This is a genomic window from Acanthopleuribacter pedis, assembly GCF_017377855.1.
Classification (GTDB): domain Bacteria; phylum Acidobacteriota; class Holophagae; order Acanthopleuribacterales; family Acanthopleuribacteraceae; genus Acanthopleuribacter; species Acanthopleuribacter pedis.
This window is the reverse complement of sequence record NZ_JAFREP010000026.1, coordinates 145387-160338: the sequence shown is the minus strand read 5'-3', so window position 1 is coordinate 160338 and position 14952 is coordinate 145387. Positions and strand designations below refer to the sequence as shown.

Below are 14952 nucleotides of genomic sequence, written 5' to 3'. Positions count from 1 at the left end.
AAACAAGCCCATTGTAGCGGAAAAGTTACAAATCGTTACACGCATCAGCTTGACGGATGGGGTTTGCGTGCCTAAATTTAACCAAACGTTTTAAACATATGTTTAAAACAATGATTTAATTCTTGACGGAGGCGCCGGTGAATCCCCCCAAAGACACGCGCAACAGCGCCGAGACACGCGCCAATCTCCTTTTCCACGCCCGCATGGTGTTTGCCGAGCACGGTTTTGCGGGTGCCCGTGTTGACGAAATCGCCCAACGGGCGGGGGTCAACAAAGCCCTGATCAATTACCACTTCGGCAGCAAAGCCCGCCTGTTTCGCGCGATTCTCGACGCCTTTTCCGAATCCTTTATCGCGCGAATTAGCCAGGCCGTGGTGCGCGGTGATCCACCGGATCAGCAGCTACGGCAGTTTATTCGGGCGATGGGTTCGCTGATTGCCGAGTTCCCACAACTGCCGAAACTGCTGCTGATCGACGGCCGCAAAGCTTTTATTGAAGATCTCAAGCCCCCCGCCCACGCCCTCATGGCACTGATGGAAATGAACCGCATCCTTCAGGAAGGCCACGAACAGGGGTTGTTCAAAAAGTTATTCGCGGGCTGGGCCTACATGCACATCGTTTCCAGCTTCGCCTTTTTCCAGCTCACCCTGCCCACGCGGCAGCGGCACGTCGGCAGCGAATTGCCGGGTTTCCCCATTCCCGAGGACAGTGTCGACTTTGAAAAGTTTGTTGGTTTTGTTGAAGACCAGATTCTCAGCGGGTTCGCCTTACCCGCGCGGGAGGAGAACCCATGATCAAAACCCCCCTTGCCCTGCTCGCGGTGCTCCTGAGCGGGACCCTTTTTGGTGAACCGCCCGGCGAGCCGCCCCGTGAAACGCGGCACCGCGTGCTGATTGCCGCGGTCGATGCGGACGGTGCCGCGTTGGCGGCGCAGATTCGTCGTGAAATGGACGTACGCGGCCTCCTCGGACCAACCACCGACCAGCCGAATCAAACGGCGCTGTTTGAAATCGTGGTCGAACCGGTCCCAGCGACGGTTTCCCCCGCGGCACTGGAAAAGCAATGGCGCCAATGGGAAAAACGCGCCGATGTGGATGCCTTGGTATTGCTCGGCAGCCGCTTTGCCCACCTGGTGACCCAACCGGAACAGCAGCTCACCAAACCGGTTTTCTCGGCGATGGGCGGCAATGCCGCCCTCCTCGGCGTGGGCTACAACGACCTGGGTCGCAGCGGTAAGGCGCGGTTGGCCCTGGCTGTCGGCGCGCCGCGGCTGGAACGCGACCTGCGCACCTTCTCCACGATGGTCGGTTTCGACAAGGTCCAGATTTTGGTGGACGCGTCCTGGACACAACAGGAACCCAAGCTCCGCGAAGCGATTCAGCGCACGGGCCAAAAGCTGGGCATCGAAACCCAAGTGGTCCCGGTCGACGGGACCGATCCGCCCCAACTTGACCCAACCCAACGCGCGGTATACAGCGCGCTGCTCCCCCATTTGAGCCGGGCGCAACGGCAGAACCTCCACCTCAAGCTTGCCGCGGAGGGTTACGCGGTGTTCTCCGGTTACGGTAGCGAAGACGTGACGGCCGGTGCCTTTGCCGCGGCGCTGGTTTCCCCGCAAGAACGCACGGTACGCCGCTTGGCCGATCACCTGGAGGACTGGCGCAGCGGCAGCCTGCCCGAGGACCTGCCCGCTTATGTGGCAGCCCGCGAACAACCGCGCCTCAACGGCCAAACCGCGGCCAAGCTCGGCTTGAAACGCGACGAACGCTGGTTTCTCCAAGCCGACGTGCTGCACCCGGACACCCTGGAAACGGGTACGCCGCTGACCCTGAACGAGGCGGTTTCCGCGGCCTTGAACCACAACTACGATGTCGCCGCGGCGGAACAACAGGTGATCCAAGCCAAGGCCGGCCGCCGTATCGGCCAAAGCGCGCTGCTCCCCCAAATCGAGGCAAGCGCCTCCTGGCAGCAAAATGACGCGGACAACGCCCAAGTCGCGGCGGGTTTCCAAGCGGAAGAACAAACCAACTTCTCCGTGCAGGCGCGCCAGGTACTGTGGGACGTCACGACCTTTAACCAAAGCCGGAGCGCGGCGCTGGAACAGGATCTCAGCAAAGCCGGCTACGACGCCACCACGCGCAATGTCATCAACGAGGTGGCCGCGGCCTATTTGAACGTGCTCTCGCAAAAAGCGCTGCACGAAATCAACATCGAGAACCTCAAGTTGACCCGCTCCCATTTGCAAACCGCCCAATCGCGGTTGAGCTTGGGCGCGGCGGGCCGCGAGGAAGTGTTCCGCTGGGAAGTGCAGGAAGCGCAAAACCTCTCGTCGATGCACGATTCCCGTTCAGCCTACGAAACGGCCCGCAACGAGTTAACCCGTTTGCTGGGCGCCGACGACACCCAATGGATCGTGGGCGAAACCAACCCCTGGAAAAACACGCTGTTCTACCAAACCCGCTGGACGGAGCAGCTCAAGCAGGGCGTCTCCGCCGCGCTTCAGACACGGTTGACCCAGATCGCGGCGGAACAATCGCCCGACCTGGAACAGCAGGCGTTGCAACGCAAACTGGCCGGGGTCGCCTACGATACCTCGCTCAAGTCGTTGTTCATGCCGAGCATTTCCCTTTCGGCGGCCTACCAGGACGTGTTGGATCAGCAATTCGCGGGTGAAAACGGCGGCCTGTTCGGCGCCAACACGGAGGGCACTTGGACGGTTTCGCTGGCCGCAAGTTACCAAGTCTTTAACGGGGGGCGCCGTTTCCACCAGCTCGCGCAAAACCGGGCGCGGGTCCGCGAGGGCGACTTGTTACTGGCGGCCCGACGCGATCAAGTGGCCACGAGCGTGGCCAACAACCTGGCCCAGGTACAGGCGAACTGGCGCAAAATCGCGCCGGCCGAACGCGCGGCGCAACGGGCGACCCAAAGCCTGGCCATCGTACGCGGCAAATACGAGCAAGGCACGGCCTCGCTGCTCGACCTCCTCGAGGCCCAGGAACAGGCATTGGCCGGCAGCCGCCAATCGGCGCTCGCCCATTACGCCTACCTGCGCGCGCTCTTCCAACTTCAAGCGGCGGTCAACGACTTCCCCATTCTGCAAAACAACCCAAGCGCACCGGCGTGGCTGGATCCCGCCGGCCCCGATTCGCAAAAGACCGGACCGGTCAATCACTTACAAGGAGCCACACCATGAGCCAAACAACAAGACGTCTTCAATCTAAATGGGCGGTACTCCCGCCGGTGGTGCTGGCCCTCGGCCTTTTGGTGTGGATGGTCGGCGGCAGAAAAGCGCCGCAAAAAGAAGAAACCCACGTGGTCGGCAAAGCGATTCGCGTGCTCACGGCCGCGCCGGTCACCTTCACCCCCACCGCGGCGGGTTACGGCACGGTGGAACCCGACAAATCATGGCAAGCGGTGGCGGAGGTCGGCGGGCGTTTGGTGTACCTCAACCCCGACGTCAAAGCGGGCTCACTCCTGGCGGAGGGTACGGTTCTGTTCCGTATCGACCCAAGCGAATACGAAATCGCGCTGACCCGCAACCAAGCCCAATACGAATCGATTGTGGCCAACTTGCAGCAGCTCAACCTGGAAGAACAGAACTTACAGGCCAACCTCAAGCTGGAAAAAAAGAGTTTGGCGCTGCAGGAACGCAACTTCCGCCGCAACCTGTCCCTCGCCGGAGAGGGTTCGATCTCCGAAACCCTGATGGACCAAGCCGAAAGCGAATTGGTGCGCGGTCGCATTTCGGTGCAGAATTTGGAAAACCAACTGAGCACGATCCCCACCCAGCGCCGCCAACTGGAAGCCCAGCAAAAACAATACGCGGCCCAGGTCGCCGACAGCGAACGCCGCCTCACCCAAACCGAAATTCGCATGCCGTTTGACGGTCGCATTAACAGCAAAAAGATCGAAGAAGGTCAGGCGGTTTTTGCCGGGAACGTGCTGGCCGAGGTCAGTAACTTGGCGGCGGCGGAAATCAAAACGGGGTTGGTGATGGAAAAACTGCACGGGCTGATGCCCCACGGCGCGAGCAACCGACCCATCGACTTCACGCCGTCCCCGCAAATCTTCAATCAACTGGGTCTCAGCGCGGAAGTCAGCTTGGAAGGGCGCATCAAAAATACCTGGCCCGCGCGGTTCAGCCGCTTCGACGCATCGCTGGACCCCGAAACCCGCATGCTCGGCGTGATCGTCACGGTCAACGAACCCTACCGCGACGCCAAACCCGGCGTGCGCCCGCCCTTGGTCAAGGGCATGTTGTGCAAGGTGGTGGTGAAAGGCCGCCCGCGCCAAGGCTTTTTGGTACCCGAAAGCGCGCTGCACGGCAATGAACTGTTTTTGGCCGACGCGAACAATCAACTCAAACGCATCAGGGTAAAACGCGGGGTAACCCAAGACGGCTACACCGAAATCGCGGCGGGCCTGAGCGAGGGCGACCGCGTCGTGCTCAGCGACATCGAGGTCCCCGCGGTGGGCATGCTGCTGGATCCCAGCGAGGACACCGACAACCGCGACCGCATCCAACAATACGTTGCGGCCCAGGGGGTTCAGCCATGATTTCGTTTTTTACCAAACACCCCACGGCGGCCAACCTTTTGATGGCGATGCTCCTGATCATGGGTCTGGTGGCCATTCCCACCCTGCAACGGGAAACCTTTCCCAACTTCATCGTCCCGCTGGTGAACATCTCCATCGCCTACCCCGGCGCCACGGCCGGCGAGGTGGAAGAAGCGGTGATCCAGCGGGTTGAAGACGCGGTCGACGGGGTGGCCTACGTCAAAGAAGTCACGGCCAAAGCCCAAGAAGGGGTGGGTGTGATCACGGTGGAAGCCGAGGAAGACGCCGATTTCCAAGCCTTTTTGGGCGAGGTCAAAACCCAGATCGAAGCCATCAACGATTTTCCCGACCAGGTCGAGGAACCCATCATCGAAACCTCGGGCGACAAACAACAGGTGGTGTCCATCGCGGTGACCGGCGACCTCAACGAAACCGACCTCAAGGCCTACAGCGAGATGGTCAAGGATCGCCTGCAACAACTGCCGGACATTTCGCTGGTCTCGATCAGCGGTTTTTCCGACCACCAATTGCGTATTGAGGTGCCGACGGCGCGCCTGCTGTCGTTGGGTTTGAGCCCCAGCCAATTGGCCGACCGCGTCGCGGGTCAAAGCCTCGACATGGCCGCGGGCACGATGGAAACGGACGAACGCAACCTGGTGGTGCGCCTGATGGAGGAACGCCGCCGACCCGAGGCATTGCGGAACCTGGTCATCGCGGGCAACCGCGACGGGGGCGAGGTACGCCTCGGCGACATTGCCACCATTAGCGACCGCTTCGATTTGGATGAAGCCAAGGTGTTGTTTAACGGCCGTCGCGCGGCGATGCTCAAAATCGAGAAAACCACCAACCAGGACGCCTTAACCATTTACGACCGCGTCACGCAATTCGTGGAGACCGAACAAGCCCAGGCACCCCACGGCGTGACGCTCACCATCACCCGCGATTTGACCTCGATTTCCCGCGACCGCCTGCAAATGCTGATCAAAAATGCGTGGCAAGGCCTGCTCCTCGTGTTTTTCACGCTGTGGCTGTTTTTCAACTGGCGCCTCAGCTTCTGGGTGACCATGGGTTTGCCGGTTTCCTTCCTGGGCGCCTTCTTCATCCTCCCCCAAATCGGCATGACGATTAACATGATCACCATGGTCGGCCTGTTGCTGGCCCTGGGCCTGTTGATGGACGACGCGATTGTGATCGCGGAAAACGTGGCGACCCACCTGCGCAAAGGCGAAAATGCGATGGAATCGGTGATCAACGGCGTGTCCGAGGTCAAAGCCGGCGTCATCTCCTCGTTTATCACCACGATCGCGGTTTTCGGGCCGATCACGATGCTCTCCGGCAACCTCGGCAAGGTCCTGCGCGTGATGCCGATTGTGTTGATCGTGGTCATTTTCGTCAGCCTGATCGAAGCCTTCCTGATCCTGCCCAACCACCTGGCCCACTCGATGAGCCATCCCAACGCGCTCAAGGTCCCACCCTGGCGGCAACGCTTTGACGCGGGTTTTGAGCGCCTACGCGAAAAAGTGGTCGGTCGCCTGGTCGACCGCGCGATTCACTACCGTTACCTGACGCTGGGTTTGGTGATCGCGGTCTTTGTCGGGTCCCTCGCGATGTTCGCGGGCGGCATTCTCAAATTCCAAGCCTTTCCCAGCATCGACGGTGAGGTTTTGGAGGCCCGCGTCCTGCTGCCCCAAGGCACGCCGCTCAAGAAAACCGAGGCGGTCGTCGCCAAACTCGTTGATGCGATCAAAGCAATCAACGAGGAAGACAAAGCGGTGCAACCCGACGGCCAAAACCTGGTCAAACACATCAACGTGCAGTACAACCAAAACGCGGACGCCGGGGTCTCCGGGACCCACGTGGCCACGGTCAGCCTGGACTTACTCCACGCGGAAACCCGCGTCGGCACGCTCAACGAACTCAAGGACCGCTGGCGCGCCAAAACGGGTGAACCGGCGGACGTCCTGCAAATCAACTACACGGAACCCAACCTGGGTCCGGCGGGCAATCCGATTGAGATTCAGATCGCGGGCGAGGACCTGGACCGCATGAAAGCGGCCTCCCATCAACTGCAATCCTTCCTCGACACTTTCGTCGGTGTCGCCGATCTCAAAGACGACCTCAAGCCTGGCAAACCCGAGCTGCAAGTGCGTTTAAAGGAAGGAACTTACGGGTTGGGGATCACCGCGGCGTCGGTGGCGGAACAACTGCGGACCGCCTACTTCGGCCGCACCGCGCGCGAGATTCAGGTCAACCAAGAGACTTATGAAATCGACGTGCGCCTCGACCAAGAGGACCGCAACAGCATCACCGATCTCGAGTCCTTCTACGTCACCCTCCCCAACGGACGCCAAACCCAACTCACCGCCATCGCCGAGGTCTCGATGGAAGGGCGCGGTTACGGCCGCATCAACCGCATGAACGGCCGCCGTAGCTTGACCATTACCGGCGATGTGGATACGGACAAAGCCAACGTGGCCGAGCTGATGCGCACCCTTAAAAGCGCGTTCCTGCCGCAATTCAAAGCGGACTACCCCGACCTGACCATGAAGATTAAAGGTGAGTCGGAAGAATCCGGCGATACCGGCAGCTCGCTGATGCGCGGCATGATCTTGGGTTTGACCGCGGTGTTTGTGCTGCTGAGTTTCCAGTTCGAAAGCTACCGCGAACCCTTGATCGTGATGAGCGCGATTCCGCTGAGTTTGGTGGGCGCGATTTGGGGGCACCTCTTGATGGGTTACCCCTTCACCATGCCCAGCGCCCTGGGGTTTGTCTCGCTGATGGGGGTCGTCGTCAACGACTCGATCCTGCTGGTGACCTTCATCAAAAACCGACGCGCCGAGGGACAGGACATCATCGAGGCCGCGCGCGGGGCGGCGCGGGATCGCTTCCGCGCCGTGCTGCTAACCTCACTGACCACCATCGCCGGTTTGATGCCGCTGCTGACCGAAACCAGCATGCAGGCGCAAATCATGATCCCACTCGCGATCAGCTTGATCTTTGGGATGGCGGCGTCGACGGTACTGGTGCTGGTAGTGGTGCCCACGCTGTTCACCATCGTCTACCGCAACGAACCCGCGCCGGCACCCGAGACACCAATGCCCATGCCGACGCCCAATCCGACGACCTAAACGCCTTCCCGCCTTTGCCGAGCGCCCTAAAAGTTGTAGCGAACTTTTAGGGTGATTTGGCGGGGCGGGATGAACTCATCGCTGGTGGTGTGTAACCCGAAGGGGTTGGAATAACGCGCGTTAACGCCGTCTTTGTCGCCGAGATTGGTTACGGCCAGGGTCGCGGCGATTTTGCCGGTCTCCACGATGGCGAAGGTGTTGAAGATGCTGTAGGAAGGCACCCGATCCGTCAGCGGGTTGTTGAACACGCGGTACTGGTACTCGCCGCGATAAAGGCCTTCCGCGCCGAACCGCAGGAACCGTCCGTTGTCGTAAGGCACCTGATAGGCCAGCCGCAGGCGGCCGGATTGTTCCACCAACTTGGGTGGGGTATTGCCGCGCAGATTCACGCTCAGGCTTGCCCGGTCGGCTACGCCGGTTTCGGTAAAACGGCCGAAGCCGGAGTTGAGGAAATCCACCGTATCGAGGGTCACCAAATCGCTGTCGATTTCACCGTCGAGGAAGGCGACATGGCCGTCCAGCCGCCAACGGTCGTTGAGCAACCAACTGAATTCGCTTTCGAACCCGTAGATGGTCACCGCCGGGATATTTCCGGTCCCACCGGCAAAGGGTACCGGATCTTCTTGGATGAATTGGTAATCTTCGTAGTCGTAGTAGAAGGCTGTCAGATTCAGCCGGGCGCGCCGGCCAAGGAACTGATTTTTGCTGCCGATTTCAAAAGCGGTCAGGGTTTCGGGCGCGAACTGGACCGGCACCTGGAGGGCACCGTTGAGGGCGCCGGGATTGTTGCCGCCGTTTTTCCAGCCGGTGGAGACCAAGCCGTAGAGGAAGTGATCGGCGTTGACGCGGTAGTCGAGGCCCACTTTCCAGGTCCATTCTTTGTCGACCAGGACTTGCCGGCTGTCGTTGAACCAGAACTGGGTGGCGACGTCCTCGGATTCATCGCGTTGGTAGCGCGCGCCAAGGGTGAGCGCGGTTTTTTCGCCGTACCGTTTCGTGATTTGGCCGTAGGCCGCGCTGTCTTCGCGAGTTAGCACACGGGTTTCGACGAATTCGAGGGGTGCTTGAAAGGGCGGCAGGTTTTCGGGCGAGGGGTTGTCGAGCACCTCGCTAAAGTCTTCGACGCGACCGGGGCCGACCGCTTCGAGGAAATCATTGTCATTTTCGTGGTCGAGGTAATACAGGCCGACCACCCAATCGAGGGTTTCACCGCTGCCGGTTAGGTTGAACTCTTGGCTGACCGCTTTGCTTTTGTTGTCCCAGTAGGGCAGGTAATCGAAGTTGGCGGGGAAAAAGCCGGTGAGGTTGACCGAGGTCAGTTCGCTGGTAAGGCGGTCGCCGTCGAGGGTTTGGTTCTTTTCGAGGTCTTGGTAACCGGTGAGCGATTTAAAGGAGAAGCGCCAGGGGGTGCGCCATTCGAGCACCGCCGAGAGGTGCATGTTCTCGAGGGCGAAGGTGCTGGGCGAATCCTGGGTGAGGCGGCGTGGGTCGCGGTTGGGATCGTCGATGTGTTTTTGGGCCGCGCCGTTTTGATCCGAGTCTTGCCAGGAGGCGACCAGGTCGAAGGAAACCGCGCTGTTGGGCTGGAAAGAAAGGGCGAGGTTGCCGGTGACACTGTCGGCGTCGTCGAGTTGGTAGCCGTCCAGCTCGGTGCCGCTAATTTCGGCAAAACCGTCGCGTTGGGTGCTTTGCAGCGAGAAGGCGAGCGCGGCTTTGTCACCGAGTGCGACATTGACCCGACCGCGACCATTGATTAAGGCGTAATCGCCGATTTGGAGTTCAAGGGTGCCGTTGGTTTGGCCTAGCTCCGGTTTTTTGGTGATGATGTTGATCGCGCCGCCGGTGGCGCTTTGGCCGTATTCGGTGCCTTGCGGGCCGCGCAGGACGTCGATGCGTTCGATGTCACCGAGGTGTAGGCCGAGCGCGAGCGGGTTGGCCAGGTAAACCCCGTTGATGTAAATGAGGACGCCGGGTTGGGTGCTGAGGTTTTGGGCGGTTTCCCAGCCGACGCCGCGGATGGCGACCACACGGCCGGCGCCGTCGTTTTTGCTGATGTGCAGGCCGGGGACGAAGCTGTTGAAGTCGTCGAGTTTGGTGACCGCGGCTTGGTCGAGCTGAATGCCGTCGACGGCGCTGATGGCAACGGCGGCTTCCTGAAGGCGTACCTCCTGTTTGCGGGCGGTGACGGTGATTTCTTCGAGCACGTCGAACTCTTCCGAGACCTCGGTGTCTTGGGCGGCAAGGGGTAAAAAAGAGAGGGCAAAAACGAATGAGGCGACCAACTGGAAGGGTCCAAAGTCTCGCATGACAGCATGCCTCCTGAGGGCGAAATCAGCCGAAAAACGACAAACCGCGGCAAAGCACCGACAGAAAACATCCTAACACAAGACTTCGGGCGCAAAAAAAATTGATGGAATCGCTTTATTCTCAATATTTTGTAGAAGACGGTCACTTGCAAGGCTCTAATCAGGCAACGCTTTTCAGGTGACTGTCATCCGCAAGGCTTTGTCTGAACATCTTCCCCGTCCACTGCTCCGGTGCACTTACAGCGCACCTTAAATTGTTCTAGCTAACCCATGGTAGGGCCCCGCCTGCTTCGCGCCGGGTCCCTACCATGGGCTGAAATCCTGCACGGCGTTGCCGTGCCACCGGTTTGCACGCCGGCGTACCATCCTGGTTGGGCCAGCTATTGCGGTTGGGTTGTATCCTTCGCGCCGGCGTACCTTCTGGTTCTCGCCGGTTTTTGCGGTTGGGTTGCGCGGTCCACGCCGGCGTCCCTTCCGGTTCTCGCCGGTTTTTGCGGTTGGGTTGCGCGGTCCACGCCGGCGTCCCTTCCGATTCGCGCTAGTTTTTCGGTTGGGTTGTACCCTCCATGGCGGGGTACCTACTGGTTCGCGCCGGCTTTTGCGTTTGGTTTGCGCCCTCTTCGGCCTTTTGTACCCGCAATCGGCCCGAGCGGGCACCCGCGCGGAAGGTTCAGTTCCGAATATGGCCGGCCTCGTGACGAAGACGGGTTTATAGTTCAAAGGGTCGGCGGGCCCCGACACTGTACACCAACGAGGAACACAGCCATGCTTCAGCCGCACACCTGCCAACGCGCCCGGCGCTCACGCGACGCGCGCTTCGACGGCCAATTTTTTACCGCCGTGCTCACCACCGGCATTTATTGCCGCTCGATCTGTCCCGCCCCCAGCCCCAAGGAAGAAAATGTCCGTTATTACCCCAGTGCCGCCCAGGCCGCCCAAGCCGGCTTCCGCCCCTGCCTGCGTTGCCGTCCCGATTGCGCGCCCAACTCGGCCGTTTGGAACGGCGTCGACACCACCCTCAGCCGCGCCATCGCCCTGATCCACCGTGGCGATTTACAGGATCAAAATTTGCCCGAATTCGCCGAGCGCCTCGGTGTCGGCGACCGCTACCTGCGCCAACTGTTTCAAAAACACCTCGGCCTCTCCCCCAAAACCTACGCGCTCTACCAACAGTGTCTGTTCGCCAAACAACTGCTACACCAAACCCAACTCCCGATCCACCAAGTCGCGGTCGCGAGCGGGTTTAACAGCGTGCGCCGCTTCAACGACTGTTTCCAAAAAAACCTCAAACTCACCCCCACCCAGGTGCGCCGCCAAACCAACCCGGCATCCGAAACCATCCAACTCGATCTCAGCTACCGGCCCCCCTACAACTGGGACCAAGTTCAACCCTTTTTGGCCGCGCGCACCATCGAAGGCCTCGATGCCTGCGACGCAAACAGCTACCGCCGCACCTTCCAACACGACGGCGTCACCGGTTCCTTCCACGCGATCCACCAGCCCACCAAAAACCGATTCCAGGTCAGCATCGAACTGGACGATTTACAGGCGTTGCGCCCGACCATCCAACGCATCCGCCGCCTGCTCGATTTGGATGTCGACAGCGAAGCCGTGTTCGCCACCCTGCGCGAATGCCTCCCCGAACCCTTCCCGCTCAAACAAGGTCTGCGCATTCCCGGCCAGTGGACGATGTTCGAGGCGGGCGTGCGCGCGGTGCTCGGCCAACAGGTGACCGTTGTGGCGGCCAAAAAACTGGTGCGTACCCTGATCGAGACCCTCGGTGAAACCCAAGGCAGCCAACGTTTTTTCCCAACTCCCCGGGCCGTCGCCGCGGCCGACCTCAGTTTCCTAAAAATGCCGCAATCCCGTAAAAACACCCTGGCAACCCTGGCCCACCACTACCTGACCCACCCGGAACCCGACCAACCCGAGGCTTGGCTCGCCCTCAAAGGTATCGGCCCCTGGACGGTCAATTACGCCAAACTGCGCGGCCGCGGCGATCCCGATGTCTTCCTCGGCGGCGACCTCGGCGTCAAAAAAGTGGTTCAACAACACACCCCCGACCTCGACCCCAACCGCGCCGCACCCTGGCGCAGCTACCTCACCATGCAACTCTGGAGCATGTACTAATGTATGAACAAAGCTTCGACACCCCACTCGGCCCACTCAGGGTCCGCGCCGACGATGCAGGCATCACCGCGGTCACCTTCGCTGAACCAACCGGCCACAACCCCAACGCACTCACCCAAGCCGGTGTCACCCAACTCGCGGAATATTTCGACGGCACCCGCCGCGAATTCACGCTACCCCTCGCCCCCGCGGGCACGACCTTCCAACAAGCGGTGTGGTCGCAACTCAACCAAATCCCTTTCGGCCAAACCTGTTCCTACGGCGACATCGCCAACCGCCTCGCCAATCCAAAAGCGGTGCGCGCCGTCGGCGCCGCCAACGGCCGCAACCCAATTGCCGTCATCGTCCCCTGCCACCGTGTCATCGGCGCCAACGGCACGCTCACGGGTTACGCGGGCGGCCTCGACCGCAAATCCTGGCTCCTCAACCACGAAGGCGTCACGCTTAAACCAACCACCAAGACCAACCCGGTCGAAGAAGCACAAGGCCTTCTTTTTCAATAGGGCATCATTGGTTGACGGTCACGAGCCGCGTGACAAAGCATACCCACACGCGGAGATTTCGCGGTAGAGTAGGGCCGATCTACCGAAAACATGAGGAGCTTTTTGTATGTCTCAACCCATCAATCGCCAATGGCGCCTGAAAAACCGGCCGGTTGGTATGATCGACGAAAACGACTTTTCCTGGCATGAGGAAGCGGTCCGCCAACCCGAGAAAGACGAAGTACTGGTTCGCTCGGTTTACCTCTCCCTCGACCCCACCAACCGTATCTGGATCACCGACATGCCCCAGTACATGGAACCGGTCCAGGTCGGCGACGTCATGCGCGGCATCGCCATCGGCGTTGTGGAAACCTCCGAACACGCCAACTTTGCCCCCGGCGACATCGTCTCCGGCATGTGGGGCTGGCAAGAATACGCCACCCTGCCCGCGCAACAACTGACCAAAATCCCCAGCGACCTGCCCGTCCCGCTCGACGCCTGGACCAGCGTGCTCGGACCAACCGGTATGACGGCCTACTTCGGTCTGCTCGATATCGGCCAACCCAAGCAAGGCGAAACCGTGATTGTCTCCGCCGCGGCCGGCGCGGTCGGCTCCCTCGTCGGTCAAATCGCCAAAATTAAAGGCTGTCGCGCGGTCGGCCTCGCCGGCACCGACGAAAAATGCAACTGGCTCACCAACGACCTCGGCTTCGATGCGGCCGTGAACTACAAAACGACCGAACTCGACAAGGCCATCGCCGAGGCCTGCCCCGACGGCATCGACATTAACTTCGAAAACGTCGGCGGCAAAATTCTCGACACCATTCTCACGCAAATCAACATGCGGGCCCGCATCGTCCTGTGCGGCCTGATCGCCAACTACAACAGCGATGAACCGGTGCCCGGTCCCTACCACTTCGCGCAAATCCTGATGCAACGCGCCCGCCTCGAGGGTTTCATCATCCTCGACTACATCCCGCAATTCCCCCACGCCATCGCCGAAATGGCGACCTGGCTGGCGGAAGGCAAGCTGAAGTACAAGGTGGACGTGGTCAAAGGGCTCAAAGAAGCACCCACCGCGGTGAACTACCTGTTCACCGGCCGCAATATCGGGAAACTGGTGGTTCAGGTCTCGGATTTGCCGAAATAACCCGCTGAGTCGCGGTCTTTTCAAACGCTAACCATCTGTTTCTATTAACTTTGACAAAACTCACACATTGTTCAAACCGTAGAGGCACGTGTGGGGAAGGCGCCCTTGCTAGGCTTACAAACGCGAAAGGGTCCTTCCCTCCCGGTATCGAAACGAACGTCGTTGGTTTCGATACCGGTTTCGAAGCATCAGCTTTCCACCATTAATTACTCTCCGAGGTCCACCCCATGTTGAAACACTGCTTGATTACGCTCTGTTGCTTGCTGCCCCTGTTCGCGGGCCCCGCCATCACCTTTGAAAAAATGGAACACGACTTCGGTACCATCGACAAAGGCGATAAAGTCACCCACGACTTTAAATTCACCAACAGCGGCGACGCCGTTTTGGAAATTTCCGACGTGAAAGCCTCTTGCGGTTGTACCACCGTGAAACCCGATAAAGCGTCTTATCAGCCAGGCGAGTCCGGCGTGATTCCGGTGACCTTTAACTCCTCGCGCTTTAGCGGCAACATCACCAAAACCGTCACCGTCACCTCCAACGACAGCAGCGAACCCAAAAAAGTGTTGCGCATCAAAACCTTCATCGCGACCGAATTGGACATCAGCCCCAACTTCGTGTCCATCCCCGACGTACCCCGCAACGGCGATGTGGTCACCCGCGAGGTTAAAATCAGCTCGCGCCAATTGGACAACCTCGAAATCTCTGAGATCAAGTCCACCGACGACTTCGTTAAGCTGGAAGGCGTGCGCGTGAACGACAAAGAGTGGAAAATCATCGCTTCCGTTAAAGGCAGCGACATTCCCGCCGACCGTCAGTCCGCCCAAGCGCAGATCGCCTTCAAAACCAACGGTGAAAAAGTGAAAGAAGGTTTCTTCCGCGTTCACGCCCGCATCGCCCAGCCGGTTCACGCCACCCCGCGCTCGGTCTTTTTCTTTAACTCCAAAAAAGGTGAAGCGCGCGAAACCACCATCACCTTGACCCCCAAACAGAACCAAGAGTTCAAAGTGTTGGAAAGCAAATCCGATGTGGGTTTTGTTTCCACCGAGGTTCAAGACGACATCGACGGTGTTAAGAAACTCAAAGTTCGCTTGACCGAATCCGCCAAGGAAGGCAAGTTCCAAGGCAAAATCACGCTGAAAACCGACCTGGAAACCATGCCTGAATTGGTGATCCCCATTCGCGGCAGCGTGAACTAAGCA

At 59.9% G+C, this 14952-nt stretch carries 9 protein-coding genes; 8 read left to right on the top strand and 1 reads right to left on the bottom strand.

The features are described 5' to 3' along the window. Window positions 1-137: 137 nt before the first annotated feature. From J3U88_RS24675 to J3U88_RS24660, 4 genes are read left to right on the top strand one after another with little or no spacing between them, the layout of a single operon-like run. Window positions 138-794: a TetR family transcriptional regulator gene (locus tag J3U88_RS24675; RefSeq protein WP_207861668.1), complete on the top strand. Its 657-nt coding sequence runs from the start codon at window positions 138-140 to the stop codon at window positions 792-794. Continuing rightward, complete coding sequence (locus J3U88_RS24670; RefSeq protein ID WP_207861667.1) at window positions 791-3193, top strand: TolC family protein; 2403 nt, start codon at window positions 791-793, stop codon at window positions 3191-3193. The genes J3U88_RS24675 and J3U88_RS24670 overlap by 4 nt, the downstream gene beginning before the upstream one ends. Further along, a complete protein-coding gene (locus J3U88_RS24665; protein ID WP_207861666.1) occupies window positions 3190-4557 on the top strand; it encodes an efflux RND transporter periplasmic adaptor subunit in 1368 nt (455 codons plus the stop codon). The genes J3U88_RS24670 and J3U88_RS24665 overlap by 4 nt, the downstream gene beginning before the upstream one ends. Next, window positions 4554-7685, top strand: coding sequence for an efflux RND transporter permease subunit (locus J3U88_RS24660; protein ID WP_207861665.1), 3132 nt, complete (start codon window positions 4554-4556; stop codon window positions 7683-7685). The genes J3U88_RS24665 and J3U88_RS24660 overlap by 4 nt, the downstream gene beginning before the upstream one ends. A gap of 26 nt (window positions 7686-7711) precedes the next feature. On the opposite strand, the gene J3U88_RS24655 is transcribed toward J3U88_RS24660, so the two are convergent. Beyond that, a complete protein-coding gene (locus J3U88_RS24655) occupies window positions 7712-9991 on the bottom strand; it encodes a TonB-dependent receptor (RefSeq protein WP_207861664.1) in 2280 nt (759 codons plus the stop codon). 765 nt (window positions 9992-10756) lie between these two features. Between J3U88_RS24655 and J3U88_RS24650 the strand changes: the two genes are divergently transcribed. From J3U88_RS24650 to J3U88_RS24635, 4 genes are all read left to right on the top strand, one after another. Continuing rightward, window positions 10757-12121 carry an AlkA N-terminal domain-containing protein gene (locus J3U88_RS24650; protein WP_207861663.1) on the top strand — a complete coding sequence of 455 codons (1365 nt, stop codon included), beginning with the start codon at window positions 10757-10759 and terminating at the stop codon, window positions 12119-12121. Beyond that, entirely contained in the window at window positions 12121-12624 is a 504-nt protein-coding gene (locus J3U88_RS24645) for a methylated-DNA--[protein]-cysteine S-methyltransferase (RefSeq protein WP_207861662.1), read from the top strand. The genes J3U88_RS24650 and J3U88_RS24645 overlap by 1 nt, the downstream gene beginning before the upstream one ends. A 106-nt stretch (window positions 12625-12730) precedes the next feature. Further along, the gene (locus J3U88_RS24640) at window positions 12731-13753 is read left to right on the top strand and encodes an NADP-dependent oxidoreductase (protein ID WP_207861661.1); all 1023 of its coding nucleotides are present in this window, start codon (window positions 12731-12733) and stop codon (window positions 13751-13753) included. Window positions 13754-13980: 227 nt separating this feature from the next. Beyond that, window positions 13981-14949, top strand: a complete 969-nt coding sequence (locus tag J3U88_RS24635; RefSeq protein ID WP_207861660.1) for a DUF1573 domain-containing protein — start codon at window positions 13981-13983, stop codon at window positions 14947-14949. Window positions 14950-14952: the final 3 nt, after the last annotated feature.

Bases quoted from the DNA above. Each gene is read 5' to 3' on its own strand.
- J3U88_RS24665 (WP_207861666.1), top strand. From the start codon at position 3,190: ATGAGCCAAACAACAAGACGTCTTCAATCTAAATGGGCGGTACTCCCG.
- J3U88_RS24635 (WP_207861660.1), top strand. From the start codon at position 13,981: ATGTTGAAACACTGCTTGATTACGCTCTGTTGCTTGCTGCCCCTGTTC.
- J3U88_RS24670 (WP_207861667.1), top strand. From the start codon at position 791: ATGATCAAAACCCCCCTTGCCCTGCTCGCGGTGCTCCTGAGCGGGACC.
- J3U88_RS24650 (WP_207861663.1), top strand. From the start codon at position 10,757: ATGCTTCAGCCGCACACCTGCCAACGCGCCCGGCGCTCACGCGACGCG.
- J3U88_RS24645 (WP_207861662.1), top strand. From the start codon at position 12,121: ATGTATGAACAAAGCTTCGACACCCCACTCGGCCCACTCAGGGTCCGC.
- J3U88_RS24640 (WP_207861661.1), top strand. From the start codon at position 12,731: ATGTCTCAACCCATCAATCGCCAATGGCGCCTGAAAAACCGGCCGGTT.
- J3U88_RS24660 (WP_207861665.1), top strand. From the start codon at position 4,554: ATGATTTCGTTTTTTACCAAACACCCCACGGCGGCCAACCTTTTGATG.
- J3U88_RS24655 (WP_207861664.1), bottom strand. From the start codon at position 9,991: ATGCGAGACTTTGGACCCTTCCAGTTGGTCGCCTCATTCGTTTTTGCC.